This is a genomic window from Lishizhenia sp., assembly GCF_057456495.1.
Genome location: NZ_JBVCPV010000007.1, coordinates 14,125 through 32,301, shown reverse-complemented (window position 1 = coordinate 32,301; position 18,177 = coordinate 14,125). Strand labels below are relative to the sequence as shown.

General features: G+C 35.1%; 17 protein-coding genes and 1 riboswitch. Of the genes, 15 read left to right on the top strand and 2 right to left on the bottom strand.

Annotation, left to right across the window (positions count from 1 at the left end):
• The coding region (locus tag AC22ZQ_RS01255; RefSeq protein ID WP_318956758.1) for a hypothetical protein at window positions 1-726 on the bottom strand (726 nt) is incomplete at its 3' end.
• A gap of 173 nt (window positions 727-899) precedes the next feature.
• Here AC22ZQ_RS01255 and AC22ZQ_RS01250 point away from each other — a divergent pair.
• The 6 genes from AC22ZQ_RS01250 to AC22ZQ_RS01225 all read left to right on the top strand — a co-directional run bounded on the left by AC22ZQ_RS01250 (window position 900) and on the right by AC22ZQ_RS01225 (window position 6,853).
• Complete coding sequence (locus AC22ZQ_RS01250) at window positions 900-1,676, top strand: hypothetical protein (protein ID WP_318956757.1); 777 nt, start codon at window positions 900-902, stop codon at window positions 1,674-1,676.
• The gene (locus AC22ZQ_RS01245; RefSeq protein ID WP_318956756.1) at window positions 1,673-2,797 is read left to right on the top strand and encodes a hypothetical protein; all 1,125 of its coding nucleotides are present in this window, start codon (window positions 1,673-1,675) and stop codon (window positions 2,795-2,797) included. The genes AC22ZQ_RS01250 and AC22ZQ_RS01245 overlap by 4 nt, the downstream gene beginning before the upstream one ends.
• 98 nt (window positions 2,798-2,895) lie before the next feature.
• A complete protein-coding gene (locus AC22ZQ_RS01240) occupies window positions 2,896-3,777 on the top strand; it encodes a hypothetical protein (RefSeq protein ID WP_318956755.1) in 882 nt (293 codons plus the stop codon).
• The gene (locus AC22ZQ_RS01235; RefSeq protein ID WP_318956754.1) at window positions 3,777-4,901 is read left to right on the top strand and encodes a hypothetical protein; all 1,125 of its coding nucleotides are present in this window, start codon (window positions 3,777-3,779) and stop codon (window positions 4,899-4,901) included. Before AC22ZQ_RS01240 ends, AC22ZQ_RS01235 begins: the two co-directional genes overlap by 1 nt.
• Window position 4,902: 1 nt before the next feature.
• Entirely contained in the window at window positions 4,903-5,727 is an 825-nt protein-coding gene (locus tag AC22ZQ_RS01230) for a hypothetical protein (protein WP_318956753.1), read from the top strand.
• Window positions 5,720-6,853 (top strand): hypothetical protein, encoded by a 1,134-nt coding sequence (locus tag AC22ZQ_RS01225; RefSeq protein ID WP_318956752.1) that lies wholly within the window; start codon window positions 5,720-5,722, stop codon window positions 6,851-6,853. The genes AC22ZQ_RS01230 and AC22ZQ_RS01225 overlap by 8 nt, the downstream gene beginning before the upstream one ends.
• Before the next feature lie 66 nt (window positions 6,854-6,919).
• Here the strand turns inward: AC22ZQ_RS01225 and AC22ZQ_RS01220 are convergent, their stop codons facing one another.
• Window positions 6,920-9,061: a M48 family metallopeptidase gene (locus tag AC22ZQ_RS01220; RefSeq protein WP_318956751.1), complete on the bottom strand. Its 2,142-nt coding sequence runs from the start codon at window positions 9,059-9,061 to the stop codon at window positions 6,920-6,922.
• 167 nt (window positions 9,062-9,228) lie between these two features.
• Between AC22ZQ_RS01220 and AC22ZQ_RS01215 the strand changes: the two genes are divergently transcribed.
• From AC22ZQ_RS01215 to AC22ZQ_RS01175, 9 genes are all read left to right on the top strand, one after another.
• On the top strand, window positions 9,229-9,969 hold the full coding sequence (locus AC22ZQ_RS01215; RefSeq protein ID WP_318956750.1) for a hypothetical protein: 741 nt from the start codon (window positions 9,229-9,231) through the stop codon (window positions 9,967-9,969).
• A 72-nt stretch (window positions 9,970-10,041) separates the two neighbouring features.
• A complete protein-coding gene (locus AC22ZQ_RS01210) occupies window positions 10,042-10,830 on the top strand; it encodes a hypothetical protein (RefSeq protein WP_318956749.1) in 789 nt (262 codons plus the stop codon).
• Entirely contained in the window at window positions 10,830-12,023 is a 1,194-nt protein-coding gene (locus AC22ZQ_RS01205; RefSeq protein WP_318956748.1) for a hypothetical protein, read from the top strand. Before AC22ZQ_RS01210 ends, AC22ZQ_RS01205 begins: the two co-directional genes overlap by 1 nt.
• A 190-nt stretch (window positions 12,024-12,213) precedes the next feature.
• Entirely contained in the window at window positions 12,214-13,077 is an 864-nt protein-coding gene (locus AC22ZQ_RS01200; RefSeq protein ID WP_318956747.1) for a hypothetical protein, read from the top strand.
• Complete coding sequence (locus tag AC22ZQ_RS01195) at window positions 13,031-14,176, top strand: hypothetical protein (RefSeq protein WP_318956746.1); 1,146 nt, start codon at window positions 13,031-13,033, stop codon at window positions 14,174-14,176. Before AC22ZQ_RS01200 ends, AC22ZQ_RS01195 begins: the two co-directional genes overlap by 47 nt.
• Before the next feature lie 57 nt (window positions 14,177-14,233).
• Window positions 14,234-14,331: riboswitch (TPP riboswitch) on the top strand.
• A gap of 94 nt (window positions 14,332-14,425) precedes the next feature.
• Window positions 14,426-14,626 carry a sulfur carrier protein ThiS gene (thiS, locus tag AC22ZQ_RS01190; protein ID WP_318956745.1) on the top strand — a complete coding sequence of 67 codons (201 nt, stop codon included), beginning with the start codon at window positions 14,426-14,428 and terminating at the stop codon, window positions 14,624-14,626.
• Between the two features lie 29 nt (window positions 14,627-14,655).
• Window positions 14,656-16,542 carry a phosphomethylpyrimidine synthase ThiC gene (thiC, locus tag AC22ZQ_RS01185; protein ID WP_318956744.1) on the top strand — a complete coding sequence of 629 codons (1,887 nt, stop codon included), beginning with the start codon at window positions 14,656-14,658 and terminating at the stop codon, window positions 16,540-16,542.
• A 76-nt stretch (window positions 16,543-16,618) separates the two neighbouring features.
• A complete protein-coding gene (locus AC22ZQ_RS01180) occupies window positions 16,619-17,179 on the top strand; it encodes a thiamine phosphate synthase (RefSeq protein WP_318956743.1) in 561 nt (186 codons plus the stop codon).
• 64 nt (window positions 17,180-17,243) lie between these two features.
• On the top strand, window positions 17,244-18,029 hold the full coding sequence (locus AC22ZQ_RS01175) for a type IX secretion system membrane protein PorP/SprF (protein WP_318956742.1): 786 nt from the start codon (window positions 17,244-17,246) through the stop codon (window positions 18,027-18,029).
• Window positions 18,030-18,177 lie beyond the last annotated feature (148 nt).

Here is an 18,177-nt window from a genome sequence, read left to right as displayed (position 1 = left end):
TCCGGCTAAAAGGAATATACTATCTTGAAAGAAACAAACTTGTCTTGGATCCGTTACATTATCCATTTCAACCGCCCTTTGTTTTACACCTAGTGTATCCATTTCAACCAATCTACTTCCTGTATTCAAACTTTGAAAGGAAAAAATACTATTCCCCCCATCGTAAGTAATATCACCTAAATTCATATATCCAGTTATGGAGCTTCTATCCGTCCAAAGTATTGAGCCATCCAGGCGCATCATGACGGTTGTAAGCTCTGTATCGTTACTTGAATAAGAAAAGATAAATGTACTATCGTTAAACACCTCTAAGTTGGCATCTGTTTGATCTGATATTTTATCGAATACAAAGTTATTTTTAAGATTCCCATACTTATCCAATAACAAAACAAATGCAGCATGTTGGTTGGCTGAGGCTGTCGTGGTTCCCGAAATTGCAAAAACGCTATCATTGATTGCTTTTCCTTCAGTAAAAAAAATAGGTTCACTGTAGGTATATGCCTTGCTTGCAAGCGTATCGAGATTCTCGTCCATTACAATATACCGACCCTCTGTGGTTGACAAATTTTTAGAAATCAAAACTACATCAGTACCAAAAGCATAGGCCTTGGCATACTCTCCGAAAGTGTTGTTGTTTTCTCCCCAAATTAACTTAGGTCCAATATTTTGAGCAAAAAGTAATGACTGAAACAGAACTGAAACGAATAGTAATAGTGTGGTTTTCATGGTATTTAAATTGATGATAGCAAGTTAACGTCAAATACTTCTTTAAACAAAACAATTTTTTCTTTGGTAGCTTTCACTTTTTTAAGGGATCTTCAATAACGTAAAAAGAGAAGATCTACGAATTCCCATTTAATTTAATTAATTTCGAATCCATTAATGAATCAACCCATGCTATGAAATATTTCCTATTTGCACTCTTGCTTTTATTTTGCTCTGAAAGTTATGGACAAAAAAAATTAAAACAATCAACGATTCATTTGACGATAGAAAACACCCTATTCCCTAATGGTAAAATCGATTCTGCCCCCTCCATAAACATGGAGAAAAGTGGGAATTCAATCAAGCTTGTTTACGGACTAGGATTAAGCAGAAATATTTCCAAATCCATAGCCGTTGAGGTAAATGCATCTACAGGAAAAATAAATAACAGTAACTTTTCTACCGAATTCATTCAGACATTAGATGGTGTAAAATATACTTACAAAGACGCACATTTTATTACTGGAAATTTTTATCGTTTAGATTTAAGTTTAAAGAAATATTCAAGAAAAGCTTCACTTGGTTTTTATTTCCACTTCGGTGTCGCTTATTCATTACTTAACAATCGCATAAGTCGGTCGACCTCCATCACCTCTTTTTACAGTTCATCCAAAAGTACTTTTGGCAGCGATCACCTTAAGAATAAGATGCTAAACCTTTCTTTTGGAATAGGTAAAAGTAAAGTGATTTCCAATCGTTTTTTTGTCGATTACGGATTGACAATACATGCATTCTATTTCCCATTACCAACAACAGCCTTCAAAACCGAATACTTACTCGACTTTATAAATTTCAATCAAATTTCACCTGGATATTCAGAAGAAAATCTAAGGCACCTAAATAAACTATCATTTGCGAAAGAATGGTTCAAAGTTTATGTAAAAATTGGATTACAAAACTTAAATATATGATCAGATTTATCCTTTTATTAATGAGTATGTGTCTCTTTCTATTAAGCTGTAACAAAGAGGACAACCAGCTCACCAATAACAGCTTTTTAAAACTCCAAGGAAACTGGCAACACCTCCCCGTTCAAAATGTTGGTCAAACTTACGATGACCATCCCAGTTATGACTATTTACTTTCACATGATGGACAAGTGTACCTCTCTGGAACAAATGATGATATTACAAACTTGGACGAAGCCTTTAAAGTGTTAAATAACGCTTATCTACCAGATACGATTGATGCTGATTTTGACAAATTATTCATTAATGACCTTACCTACAAAAGTTTAATACGTGGAATGCATTACTTCCAAAACAAAATTTATGTTTGGGGAGATTTGCACTACACCACTTCAAATAATACCGAAGCGTCCATGCTTTTCACTTATAACATAGAAGAAAACAAAGTAGAAGAAAACCATTTTTTTAATAACATTGATACCAGAAAGGTTCACAAACTAATGACCTACAAAGGGGAATTGATTGCCTTTACCGAAAATGAGCAATATCAAAAAAAACTGATATGCATAAGTTGTGATGGATCTACAAGCTTACCTGATATATCTTCAGAGAATTTTTCAGATGTTTTCGCTGTTGATGATCAACTGTATGCGATAGGAGGAAACCATAAATTGGTAGTTTTTGAAGAGGCAACTTCATTATGGCAATTGTACACTCCAAATTTAAATAATTATCAAACCTTGTATGTATTTAAGTACAACAATATGACCTGTGCATTGGGAAACTGGGCGAACTATAGCAATCACCTTATTGAAATTACGGATTCAGGAACAATTGCCCCAATCGCAATAAATGATGACCACTTCTACAGCATCCCCATGAATGATTACAAAATAAAAGTAAAAGTAAGTGAAGGACGTTTATTCATTTTTGGCGACTTTTCTTTTAAGGTAGGAGGAACTACCAATTATGATAATTATCTTCTAGAGTACGTTGGAAACAAGCTAGTGGTAATCGAAAACAACCTTGCAATTCCTATAAAAGATGTGATTTCTGTAAATGGAGACATTCTAATTATTAACAGCCACAGCGTGGATAATCTTTGGAAGTACATTGGTAATTAACAATTTATTATTGATTTGCCCCTATTAATTCCTACTCCTTCTTTACGGATGTATTAAAAATCCTTAATTTCGAGGCTGCTAATTGTAATTACCACTTTATGTTTCCAGTATTAAGTAAAACCAAGGAAAATGGTTTGAATACACTCAAAATGAAAAACATCAAAATTCTTCTATTACTCATCTGTTGTTTCAGCATGCATTTAACCTTCGCTCAAACTACGAAAAGTACTAACCTATCAGCATGGTCTTTTGATTTAGGTCTTGAATCTGGATTTAGGAAAAGAAATAAAGGATCCAATATTTTTTCGACAAACACACCGGCTGGAGAAATTAGACCTTATCAACAGGACGAATTCTTTCTACCGCTTGGTATTTTAGCAAGTGTTGAGTACAGCATTTCTAAAAAACTAGCACTATCTTTAGATTTTGCTTATCATCACCTACCCACGTATACTGATCGTTATATCGAAACCCAGAAGTACCTATACGACTCAGAGGTCTATGAAAAAAAAAGTGATGAATTCAGTTTGTATTCGGCGTTTATAAGAACCGGTGTGGGATTAAAAATCTACTTTAATAAAACTCCAATCGGAGGATATTTTAAAATAAATGCAAATTATTACGCTGTAAATTCTGATGTTTACAGAACAACCATTTCTGAATCTTCCTTTCATTACGAAGGTTATAACTATGCCCCCGTCAAAGTGTCAAGTTCTGCATTTGGACTATCCTTAGAATGGGGAAAAAGAAGAGTGATTGGAGATCGCTTTTATGCCGATTTCGGAATACGTTACAGCAAACCTATCCTTAGTTTATCTGATAAAACCTATGACAAAAATTGGAACAGTAAAGTGTTTTACAACAATCAAATAAAAGATTATTTCCCTACTAGTAACATGTATTACCATCAATTCAAAACTATCAACGCAGAATACCTTCAGTTTTACCTCAAACTTGGCATCTTTAAATTCAACATCTAATGAAAAACTTAACAAAAATCATATTCTTAGCTTGTCTTTCTTTGGTTGGATGTAGAAAGAAAATTGACAGTACCCTAGGAGAACACCCTAACAATTATACGGGGGCTAAAACTTTTGAAATTATCCATAAAGACTTTTTTTACAATAAAGAATTTATAAGGCATTTGTTTGCTTTCGACAATAATCTCTACATCACCAAAAATAACAAATACAGCAGTGGACCTGAGATTATCGTTTTAACAGATAACAACACTTTAATAATCCCCGAAAACAATATAGGTCCTCTTTACAATGCAGATAACACCGATTTTAATTCCGACTTCATTTCGGATGCCCAAGAAAAGGATGGTATCGTGTATTTTGGTGGAGATATGAAGTATGATGATGACGATTACCTTTATCTTAAGTATAATACTGCCAACAATACTTTAAACAAGGGGACCAACCTATTATCAACTAACGCGGATGCCGTAAAATCTATGATGAAATATCAAGGAGAGGTTGTGGCATTTACAGAAGCCTATGCCAATGACTTAAATTGCTTGAGTTGTTCTAACAGCTCAGGTCCTTATCCGAATATTCTGAACATTAATTTACACGACGTTACAGCAGTCAACGACATGTTCTACCTTCAAACGTATCAAGGTAAAGTTTACTATTCCGATGTAGCAAACAGCACATCCTTTTCTGGCATTAACATGGCACAAACCGACACCGTTGTACGCATGTTTGAATACAACAATAATCTTTGCGCCATCGGATCTTTTGACAATGGAAGTTACAGTTTAGCTTATGTCAACAACAATCAGCTAGAGCCATTGGCTCCGAACTCTGATATTATGGCTTATCTATCTAAGAACTTCAACTCTTCCTTTGATCATGACAAATACTTCGAAAATGTTCCGAAAGTAAGAGTGGTTAACAATGACATTTATATAATGGGGAAGATGTACATAAAGAATAGTTCAGGAAATTATGACTTCAAATACGCAACAACACGATACAAAGACGGAAATTTAGAAATCATAGATACCGAGATGAACATTGTTGATATTGCTTCAATAAACGGAGAACTTTATGGTGCTGTTTTTAATGGTAAATTTTTAGCCAAACTAACCTTCTAAAATGTCAATTTTAAGAAACACATCTTTCCTTTTAAAATTACAGTTAAGCTTTGTTGTTTTACTTTTTAGTTCAGGGGTGTGTTGGGGGCAATCAACACATCATATTAAAAGTTTCAACCTAAGTGTAGGTATAGAAAAACCCTTAAGCGTTATTCATGATTTTGATAATGATGATGACTTTAAAACAAGATTTTACAAAGCCCCGGAAAACGTTCCCTTAGGGCTTAGTATTCATCTTTCGAAAAACCTCAGTCGTCAATTACAACTTCAAGTCACTTTACTTGGGAGAGCCTTAGGAAACACAGCATACACTTATATCCAAGAGAAACCTATTGATGGACTCAATTACACATTTTCAGACAGCAACTTCTTACGCAGCAATCTTTTACAACTTCAAATCGGATGCAAATACTTCCTTCAAAAGGCTCCTTTGGGCACCTATATTCACGCGAATTTTAATACTGCTTTTATAACTAATTCCATATATAGAAAATCTACCTTTGGAAGTCAGTTTATACAACATACTGAAGTATTCAACCCTGAACATCATGAAAGCATACTTTACGGAATTGATTTTGGAATGGGTACTACGCGAATGATTAGTGATCATTTCCTTTTAGATTATGGGTTTCACATTTCCCCTTTTTGGTTTTTATTTTCAAAAAACACCTACAACAGCGATTGGATAAAGAATACCGTTAATGCTGAAGGTTTTATACCTGGATATTCTGCGAATAATGTAGAGTACCTCAACAAAAAATTACTTTCTACAGAATTTCTAAAACTGTACATAAAAATTGGATTCCAAAAATTTAGGTATGAATAAGTGTTTTTTCAACATTCTTGTACTTTCGCTTTTCTTTTCTGCTTGTAGGAAAGACAATACTTTAACTCCCTCTCAAAGTACAATTGAATTAATACCTACGACCTGGGAACACGTAGTTCTGACCTCTCCTGTTCAGGAAAATATAAATCGCACTTATGCTTCGAGTTTAGGAGCTTATGGAAGTCAACTCTATTTAGGAAGTTATGGTAGTGTTGGCAGTAAGTCTATGTTCGACGGCTTTCGTGTGATTAATACACCTTTTAGTCAAGATTCAACACTCGGAATACAGGAACTATATTCTACCGACTACAGCGTTTTTTCATTAGACGAAATGGTCAATGGATTCTTTCCTTTTGGAGATAAAATCATGGTGTATGGATTCTTAAACTACGAAACAGCAAATTCGGACCTTTCTGAAAAAAAATATGCCTTCTACTATGACCCTGTTACCAACACGTGCACAAAAGAACTCGGATTAATCAGTTCTAATGATGACTTTGCAGGGGTTCTTAAAATTCTTCAATACCAAGAAGACTTGTATGCAATTTTTAAAGCAAAACAAGACCAAACCAAAACGATAGCATGTATTACCTGTTCGGGACTTTCCCAACTACCGCTATATGACAATGCTAGTTTTAGGGATTATTTTGTCGTTAACGATATGGTATTTGCCCTTACCAACGACTATCAATTATTGCAGTACAACACGACTAATAGCACTTGGAATAACTACACCAACGTGAACAACGAATTTTTTAATGTATTTGAATATGAAGGAAAGTTATGCGCCCTTGCCAATACCACCGATAACCTCCATATTATTGAAATTATTTCTTCAACTCAAACAACTTCGCTGATTACCAATAACAGTGATTTGAGTCAATTCATTACGGGTTCTGACGACTATACCAACGTAAAAGTAAGCAACGGCAGATTATTCATTTGGGGTTACTTCCCTTTTAAAGTAAATGGACAATATAAATACGATGACTATTTACTAGAAGTTATAGACAACGAATTAATAATGATTGATTCAGATATTAAAGTCAAAGATATAGCAGTTTTTAACGATGAAATTTATATTATTAATCGTTACAATTCTGGACTCTGGAAATATAATCCTTAAGAGTTATACAGCATAAAAAAAGGAGAATCACAACGGATTCTCCTTTTTTAATTTCTTCATTCAAGCTTATTCTTCATCCTCTTCTGTTTTCCCGAAGTTCTCAAAGACATAGTAATATGCCAACTTCAATACAGGAACGTGTGGGTATTGCTTGTATGTATCTACCTCAATCTCTTTTAATGTATTGGTTGCCAAATCAAAGGCAAAGGCAAATATCATTAAATCATACTTTCTTTTATTGTTGTAATCTACGTAAGCAAAAACAATGTTTGTATTTGCTGATGTGCTTTTGTATTCTTCTAACTCCAAGAAATCAGGACTTATTAAATCACTTATTGAAGCGTCAGAGTACATGTAGAAATAACGCAAGAACATGGCCTTAGAGTTATAACCTACCGTACCAAGTGTTTGCATGTTATATTTCGATAACAATTCCGTTTGATAACCTAAAGACTGAGCAGATCCAACAACCGCATCACCTAAGTTTCTTCTCACATCTTCGTTTCTTTCGTAAGAGAATCTTCTTCTTTTAACAACAGATGCTAAAGGCTCCACAAAGACCAATTTTTCAACGGCAGCCTTCTCTTCGTCATCTTCATCAAATTCATCCTCATCTACTAGATCCTGCAACTCATTAAATAGTCTCAAGAACTCATCATCATTGGCAACATCTTTCAAAGCAAATAAATGGAAGTCTGTAGAGTCTAAACTCGCTTCTCCAGATTCATCAACACCTTTGGCGTATTTCGCATTAATTTTCTTTTGCTTGATTTTCTCGTATTTGTTCAAGGCTTTAAATTCTTCAGAGTCTTCATCCATGTAAGCATCAACTTCTGGCGATTCCGCTACTTCTCCCGTTGAATCGTTTACGCTGATTTTATCGTAGTAAAACTCATCCAAAGATTTAAAACGTCTAGCCAACTGCTTTACAGTATTCTTATAAACTTGTTCTATTCCCTTGTCTTCAGGATACTTGTTGCGGATATCAATCAAGTTTCTCATTGCCATTACCACTAACTGGTCTTTTGACATTTCCTTCATTAGGTAATGAACCGTGTAGCTTTCACCTTGAATCTCGTCTAAGTCAGCATACAAATCTCTCTTACTTCCCTGACTTGCATGAACAGCAATGTTTGTCCAACAAAGTGCCTTCATCCAATCGAACGTGTAACTGCTTCCGTACTTATTTTCTAGGATATAAATCTCGTAAATTGCATTTGAAAAATCTGAATGGTATAACCAGTTGTTCACTCTTTCATAACGTGCCATTCTACGAATGTCTACGAAATCTTCTGCATTGAACGTTCTTTTTTGCTCTGGCTCAAAGTCCATGTACTTTTCCAATAACTCTTCATCAAAGTTATCTTTACGCTTACTGATGTTAGGGTGAGAGTGGTAAGTATCGTCGTAATCTTCGTCAAATTCAATTTCATTGATATCTGTAGGCATCAAACTTTCATCTATAAAAGCATTTTCTCCAGATATATATTCCTTTTCAAAAGCTACTTCATCAATCGGTAAATAAGAATAAGCCAAGATATCGAAAACATTCACCAATTCTTCCAGTGGAAAACCAGCTTCTAAGTAACGTTTTAAACCTAACTCATCTGCTTCAATTTCGTGTTGCTTTGAGTATGCTTTTAAGGCTCTAATCTGTCTGTCGAAATTATTTCCGTTGATAGATTCTTCTATTTCAATTTCCTTTCTAAAACCTTCAACATTATGGTTTTCTACGTAGTGACTAATTTCATGGGCCAATACAAAAGCCAACTCGTAATCAGAGGTAAGTTGAGAAATTAGTCCTATGGTAACAAATACTTCTCCATCTGAAGTAACAAAGGCATTGGCTTCATTCGTACGGAAAGTATAAAAGCTCAAATCATTAAAAAGAGCCGTATCGTTAAACAATATTTTAGAGGCTACTTCTTTAATGTGTTCTGTTAAAGGATCACCATACACCACTAATCCAGAGTGCAATAAGTGATCGATAGAATAAGATTTTCTTTCAATAAAATACTGACGTTCCTCACCACTTAAATCAAGGTTTTGGAAACTCGCTTCTGCGACTCTATCGGCATAGGTTAAACCAAAAGTTTTAGGTAGTTCACCGGTTGCTTTTAGTGGTTTGTAATTATTGAAATCAACGTCCTGCGCAAATACTTGAAAAAGTAGACACAGCGTAGATAAAGAGGTTAATAAGTTTTTCATTTGTTATTTGGATGAAAAGCGAATATATAAATTTCACAAGGATAAGGGAGCTGAAACCTGATTTTTTTTCAACTTCAAGATTATTAGAGACTTTCCTTCTCTATTTCCTCAAGAAAATATATATTTAGAGCTTCAAGGATTTTTTTACCTGATACTAATTTAACTACATGAGAATCATAATTGCACTTATAACTTTATTCGTACTACAGACTTCTACGGCCCAAAACTTCCAATCTTTCAGCATTTTTGGAGGGGTAGAACAAAAAGGATTTAGAGACCCAAACTATTACGATAGTCAATATAACCTTAATGCTGAGACTTCAATAACCCTTCCTTCTTTACGCTTCGGAGCAACATATAAACTGGGAGAAAGAATGCAGTTATTCGCGCAGATTAGTAATCAAAAGTTATATGACGTCTATACTATTGCCAATTTTGAAAATGGTTACACTAGTAGTTATTTTTCTTCTCATCAACGCGTATTGGACTTAGGTATTCGCAGGCATAAAAAATACGCACCTCTTGGGGGGTATATTGGTTTAAATCTATTGTATAGTTCAACCAACATTGTATTAACAGATTCGGAGAACTCATCACTCAAAAATCTAGATTTAAGTGGCAATGCGACTAATTTTGGTGTAAAGTTAACCTGGGGGAAAACCAAACTTATAGGAAACAACTTTTTTATTGATTGGGGAATTTCTTACCAATACTACCCTACTTCCGTAAATCTCTTTTCTGAGAATGCAATGGAAGAAAATGAAGGCTCTGAATTTTATAAACAGGAAGGTGATAGAACTGTATTCAAAGATCATTTTAAATCTACAACAGCCAATTATTTAATTGATAGATGTGGAAGAATTGCATTTTACTTCAATATAGGCTTTGCCAGTGTAGGTATTAAATAAAGAAATTTTCAAGATTTTTGGATAAACTCCTTAACCCAGATTTTTGATTACATATACACCCAAAAAAACTTTATGAGATTTTTTCTATTCTGCTCTTTTTCACTATGCATTTTTCTAAGTAATGCACAGCAATTGAAAACGAATACCTTTACAATTGGCATTAATTATAACCCCATTGCCTTCAAAGGTTTCTCTCCTTATTTCACCAACATGCCTGAACAAATGACGGGTCTTTATTACCAGTCAATAAAGGCTCTTAATACTCCTGTATATTCAATAAACTATATCCGTGGAATCACAAAGAAATTAGGTCTAAATATTGGGTTAAATTATTCAGGTTTAAAACATACAGAACTTGAATCTTCCAACAGAGTCGCCACCTATATCTACCATCAATACATAGAATCTACTCGGGTGAAAAATGATTTGGTAAAACTAGATTTCGGAATCAAACGCTTTAAACGCAAAACAGGTCTAGGCCATTACTTTTTATTCAATTTAAGCTACAATTACATTCAATCAAAAATTTATAGAGAACTCTTACTTACTCCTAGTGTTTCCTTCAATGATTACGTCAAAACCTATGATCCTGTTTCTACTCACTCACAAATTTTAGGTGCAGAAATCGGATGGGGCTTTATTCGTGCGATAAGTGACAAGTTAATTTTGGATTATGGTTTTAAACTCAACTTTGAGTTTTTCGCTTTTGGAGGCAGCCAGTTTCAATTTGAAGAAGGAACATACATTAATGAGGGGATTTTAAGTACGAAAAGTAATTTAAACAAATTCAATCAAGACTTCTTACGATACGACATCTTACATTTCTACCTAAAACTAGGACTTCAAAAAAATAATTTATAATGCATAAAGTTCCTTTCCTAATTTTTTTCTCGCTTGTTCTATTTGGATGTAGAGAGGAAATTATCACCCCAAAAACCTACCCAGAATATTACAGGCAAATTGATTATACGATTGAACACGCAGACTATATCTTTAATACTTCACCCATTGCAGCACTGGCTACAGACGGTAATCAACTCGTGTTGGCACATCAATATCAATTCTTCAAAGGTGATTCAGAATATGACGTTAATGTAACTTACCACAGCGTTTCAACTATAAATACAGCGAATGAAATTCAATCTGTAGCACAAGAATATAGGATTTCCCAATATAACGGTTCTGTTTTCACGGATGCTCTTTATCAAAATGGTATTTTCCATCTAATTGGTGGTCTAGAATATGAACATGAGGAGACATTCAATGATAGCAAACTTTACGCCCAGTATATTCCCGCCGAAAACTTGGTTAAAGCCAATTATAAATTCATTGTTTCAAACAATAAATACTTAAGGAATTTCGTGACTTCAGAGAATAATGTATATGCCATCGGTGTAGAAGGTTCACAACAATTTTCCTATGAGAATGTAATCAATGGAGGTAGCAACAATCCTTTTAACGGGATTACTACCAATGTCAATAAGATTAGAAATTTCAATAACACCTTATTTGTAATCGACCGTGAAGGGCAATTGTATTACAAAACCAATGGTGCAGGCAGTTGGACAGCCATGAATCAGGGCATGGATGATTTATTCGTAGATGTCGTAGAGTACCAAGGAGAAATCATTGCCTTAGGAGAACTTGATATTAATGGAGAAATTAATCACATCGTTCGTTTGAATACAAGTGCTAATAGCTTTAGTCCTTATTTATCCGGTAAAATTCCATACATACAAAACCTAGAATATTTCGCGAATGTTAATTTAGCTTCTTCATCCTTTAACAACCATAATATATCTCCAAGGTTTGAAGTTATCAACGGGGAATTATTTATCTACGGATCTTTTGTTACCAATACAGTTATGGATGAAGCGAATGCTACAAGTGAAAGTTATTATTTCAGAGATTTATTAATGCATTTAGAAGAAGATGAATTCAAGATCTTGTTAAGGACTACTGATGCAATTAGAGATCTAGAATATTTCAATGAAAAATATTATTTATTGGCAACGGGTGGGGGAAGTCTTTTAAGTTTTCAATTGGATAAATAATTTATACCACTCAAATTTCACATAAAATATCTCTCAATGCTGAACGGGTAAAGTTAATATCCCCAATTTATAGCTAGACACATTAAAAATGATGAAACCAACAAGTTTTTGAACACTTCACTCCTTTATAATCTGAAGTTCAAAACCATTGAAATGTATGAGGTATATGGTTGTAACAAAAGAAAGAAACATGATATTAAAAATCAAGCTATTTATTTTACTATCCATAGTGATTCCTATAAGCTATGGGCAAGAAGTTAAAAAATCAGTACATATAAATTTTTGGAGTATAGAACTCAACCAAAATTTTAATTTACCTTTTCTTTCTAAAATAAATCAAAGTCAGATATACTCTATTTTTTGGAAAAAGCTCTTAATTGCAAATACAAAATCACCAATAATTCTTAACGATATATCGTGTATTCAAGATAGTTCTATTACACTACCTGGAATACGATTAAATTATCATAGGCACACCAATAAACGATTGGGGCTAAATTTTTCCTTAGGGTATCAAAAACTCCCATCAAATAGTATTACCCAGTCTGCTTTAACACAAATAGATGGTTATTATTATCAAGGACCTGATATCATCCAACTCAATCCAAACTTCTTTCATTTCGGTTTAGGTTTCAGATTTGGGTTCAAACGTATACCTTTTAACACAGCGCTAACCCTTGGATTACAGTACAGTTTAGTTCACTCAAAAATTAATAGAACAATAGATTTTAAAGACGAGAACAGACGAATTATTTATAACGAAACAGGTAGCTTTAGACAGGGTTCAATTGTATTTAAACTCGGTTTGGGCAAACGTTATATTGTAAAAGAAAAACACTTTATGGAAGTTGGTGCGAGAATTAATTTTCTCGCCGACAAAAACAATTTACAGGAAGAAGCTGAAAGGTGGTTGATACCACAGAATTCCGGTGACTACAGTATTCGAAAGATGAATCCCTTAGCTTTTAATTACGCCTCACACTATTTTTTAAAAAACAATCTGAATTATGAAATTTATTTCTCCTTTGGTTTATTCAACATCCGCTTTAAGTAAAGTCCTTTCTGTTTTAACACTTATTTTACTCAGTAGTGCCTGCACGAAAGAAATAGACGTTGAATCGACGATTACAAAGGAAGTAATAAGTCCTTATGCTAAAGATTGGGAGATTATATATCTTCCCGACAGTCTTCCCAATACTCATCACAAAATTCATGCTCCCATTGTATTAGAAAACATACTCATGTATGTGTACGAAGATAACTTTAACCAACAAGCCAACCTATACTTTGTTGATAAGGAATTTAATCCAGCTAAAATCAACTCAGACATTCAATTGTCCTATTGGCAATACGCCGCTGGGGTTCTAAAACACGATGGTCTTTATTACGTTTACGGAAATTTTGAGTTCAAAGACATTCAAAATGGTAACAACTATAAAAATTTACTCATTTACAACCCTATCAACAAAACAATAACCGGAGCAAGTTTACCACACAACAGAAATATTAAAGAGCTCACAGAAATGAATGGTGAAGTAGTTATTCTCGCTACCAATAGTTCTGGCCAAATCTTGGTTGATTATCTTAATCCCAATATAACTCCCAACGGTGAATTTCCAAATTCACAACCGGGTTCTCAAATTAGAAAAGTCACAGAGCATAACGCTAATTTTTTCGTTATAGATATTAATTATGAGTTAATGCAAGTTGATTTTAGCAACCAGGCTAACCACTCCTGGAATACCTTAAACTTTAATGGAACAAATAAATTTTATCAATTTATTAAATACAAGGATAAAATTCTAGCTTCGGGTTCATTTAACGATGGGGCTTTTCGTTTGGCAGAAATCGATTATGAAAACAATCAATTAATTCCAATTGGAAATAATTCGAACAAAATAGGTTTCAACTCACTAACTTATCCTGGTGATGGCAGACCCAAGTATGAAGTTTACGACGATGTTATACTGTTTAGTAGTTACACCCTAGAAGAAACTATTAGTGGTGTTTCTTCTTCCTATGGAAAGTATATAGAATTCGACGGTAATTCATTTCATGTTTACACAGGAAACCCTAATTTTAATTACGTTATTAAATGGGAGGATACCTATTTGGGGTTTGGGCAACAAATTAGAATTGCCAAACGTAAATAATTTCTTCTCGTTTGTGAGTCACAAGCTTGTCATCTTCTAAAAAAACTTATCTTTGTACCTCAGCTTTAGGGGTATCCTTATTTATTAAGGATTGAGACAAACCCTCAGAACTTGATGCGGTTAATACCGACGAAAGGAAAAGCATGGACATCTCCTCTTTTGGGCATCCCCTCTTTTTCTGTACAAGCTGATTTTAATTTGTTTTGCTTATCTTAAGCAAACTTTATTTTAAACGTAGAAGTTTACGCCATGAAGGTAAAATTCAACAATGCTGAAATAGAAACAAAGGCTCAAAACATTCAAGATTTTTTAGCCGAAAGAAACATGGATAATAAAACGGGAATTGCCGTGGCATTAAACAGTTCTATTGTTGCTAAATCAAATTGGGCGACCCAAAATATTAATGAACAAGATAGTATTATGGTAATCACTGCGACGGCGGGTGGTTAGCATAAAATAAACAATAAAGCATAGGAAATATGAAGAGAGAAGCAGTACCTACTACTGATGAAAAGATTTCTAGAGATCCTTTCCCAGCATCAAAAAAGATATACGTAAAAGGTGAAATTCACGACATCAAAGTTGCGATGCGTGAGATAGAGTTAACAGACTCTAAACCTATGTTTGCTGACGGAGAATTTAAGAAAGAAAGTAACGAAGCAGTTACAGTTTACGATACATCAGGACCTTACACTGATCCTAATGTAGAAATCGATATTAAAAAAGGTTTACCGCGTTTACGCCAAGAATGGATTTTAAAGAGAGGTGACGTTGAAGAGTTATCAGAAATTTCTTCTGACTACGGAAAAGAGCGTTTGAACGACCCTTCATTAGACCACTTGCGTTTTGAGCATTTGAAAAAACCGTTACGTGCAAAAGCAGGTAAAAATGTTACACAGTTGCACTATGCCAAACAAGGTATCATCACACCAGAAATGGAATACATTGCCATTCGTGAGAACCAACGTATTGATGAAGCAACAGAAATAGCAAAACAACACCCAGGAAATAGTTTCGGAGCGAATACTCCACAAGGAAAAATTACTCCAGAATTTGTACGTGATGAGATCGCTGCAGGTAGAGCTATTATTCCAAACAACATTAACCACCCTGAGAGTGAGCCAATGATCATTGGTAGAAACTTCTTGGTGAAAATCAATGCCAACATTGGTAACTCTGCAGTTTCTTCTACCATTGAAGAAGAAGTAGAAAAAGCAGTTTGGGCATGTAGATGGGGTGCTGATAACATCATGGACCTTTCTACAGGAAAGAACATCCACGAAACAAGAGAATGGATTTTAAGAAACTCTCCAGTTCCAATCGGAACCGTTCCAATTTACCAAGCTTTGGAAAAAGTAAATGGTAAAGCAGAAGATTTAACGTGGGAGATCTTTAGAGACACTTTGATTGAACAAGCGGAACAAGGGGTAGATTACTTTACGATTCACGCAGGTGTACTTTTACGTTACGTTCCTATGACGGCAAACCGTGTTACAGGTATCGTTTCTAGAGGTGGTTCTATCATGGCGAAATGGTGTTTAGCTCACCACAAAGAAAACTTCTTGTACACACACTTCGAAGAGATTTGTGAAATTATGAAGGCCTATGACGTTGCTTTCTCTTTAGGAGATGGATTACGTCCAGGTTCTATAGCTGATGCAAATGATGCTGCTCAGTTTGGTGAGTTAGAAACATTGGGTGAATTGACAAAAATTGCTTGGAAACACGACGTTCAGACTATGATTGAAGGTCCTGGTCACGTGCCAATGCACATGATTAAAGAAAACATGGACAAGCAATTGAAAGAGTGTCATGAAGCTCCTTTCTACACATTAGGGCCACTAACTACTGACATTGCTCCAGGTTACGACCACATTACTTCAGGTATTGGTGCAGCAATGATTGGTTGGTTTGGATGTGCGATGTTGTGTTACGTAACGCCAAAAGAGCACTTAGGTTTACCGAACAAGAAAGATGTGAAAGACGGTGTGATTACTTACAAATTAGCGGCACACGCTGCAGATTTAGCGAAAGGTCACCCAGGAGCACAGCACAGAGATAATGCACTTTCTAAAGCGCGTTTCGAATTTAGATGGGAAGATCAGTTCAACTTATCTTTAGATCCAGACACAGCAAGAGAATACCACGATGAAACATTGCCTTCTGACAATGCTAAGGTGGCGCACTTCTGCTCTATGTGTGGACCCAACTTCTGTTCTATGAAGATTTCTCAAGATGTAAGAGATTACGCAAAGGAAAACGGAATTTCAGAAGATGAAGCTTTACAGAAAGGTATGGAAGAAAAGTCAAAACAATTCCACGAAAAAGGTGGTGACTTGTACTTAGAACCAGAAAAATTAGTGTAAGCTAATACTTTAAGAAAATATCAAACGCCGCATAGCTTTATGCGGCGTTTTTTGATTTACTTTCTATTTTTATACTATGCTCGTCCTCTTCACTCCAGAACAAGATCATCCCCAAGAAATGGAGATTGTATGTGCTCTATTTGAGGCAGGGTTGGAACGTTTGCACCTGCGTAAACCAGGGGCTACAAAGAACGACTATAAAGCCTATTTGAACGCAATCCCTACAGAACACCTTCACAGGGTTTATATCCATCAATATCACGACTTAAAAGAGGAATTTCCAACAATTCATTTGCACCTTAGAAATCAAGATCTACCCAATGAACATTTTAAAGCCAAAACAACGGGAGCACACAGCGTTGAAGAAGCTTTGGAAAAGCTAAAAAGTTTTGAGGAGGTGTATTTAAGTCCGGTTTTTCCATCAATTTCTAAAGACGGATACAAGCGTAAAGAGAACTTATCTATCCAACATTTAGACACGAATTTGCGTCAGAGAATAATCGCTTTGGGAGGAATTCATCCTGAAAACCTGAGCAATGCAAAAGAGTTTGGCTTTCATCATTTTGCTGTTTTGGGTTGTATTTGGCAGTCAGCACATCCTTTACAAAGCTTTAAACAGCTCCAAAATACACTTTAACTTTTCTTCACAAAAACCGCAGTAACTAAAGGGTAGCATAAGGGTCTTATGGAAAACATAAATTATGCAATCTTTAAAATTCCTAGTAGCCTTTTTATTTTTCGGGTTTGGTGCACATGCCCAGAACATGAACAATTCCATGGCACACAACAGGCTAAGTTCATTTAATGTAGCACACGCCGGTTTAGATGGTGGTCAAATTAACTACAGTGCTGTTCTCAATTCAAAATACGGTAGCAACAGTTCCCTACTCTTTGAAACCCGTTTGGGAAAAAGTAATTTTAGTCTTTCTGGTCAATTTGAAAATTCTGAGAACTTCTTTTATGCCCATCATCGTAAGGAAATTGGTTTAAGCTACCAGGCCAAACTCAATAACGGTCACAGTTTAAATTTCGGTGTGGGTTATGGCAAAGCCAGCACCTCTTATTCATACATTTCGAACCTAAACAACTATAATTCCTCTACGAGAAGCTTACATACCACGCGTTTTGGCGCTCTCTATGCAGGCAAGCGTTTTAAAGTAGGTGCTGAATATGGTTTGAGGTTTGAAGAATACGGTACGGACCGACATCAGCTCATCAACCTCTTGTATCAACAAACCATCATTGACAGAGACCAATTCAAACTTACTACGAACTTAGTGTTATCGAATTATTCGAGCTCTTTGGAAGCAAATCTCTTGTTTAACAACAAATACTCACTAACCGCAGGATACGACGCACGCAGAGGTTTTTACATGGGTGCAGGCTATAAATTCACCGAGAAACTCGAGGTAAACATGAGTTTAGGAGGATTCCCTGGTACACCACAAAGAACTTCCTTACAATTCGGAATTAAACTCGCTTTGTAAAACCGCTAGGGATAGCAATGGCAGCGCCCGAGAAGTGTACTTTAGTAAGCATGTGCTAAAAGACTACGACCAAAGGAAGTAGACTTGAAGTGCAATGCGACTTAAGTGCACTTTTTGGGACTATAATGGATAGCCCCACCTCCTCAAT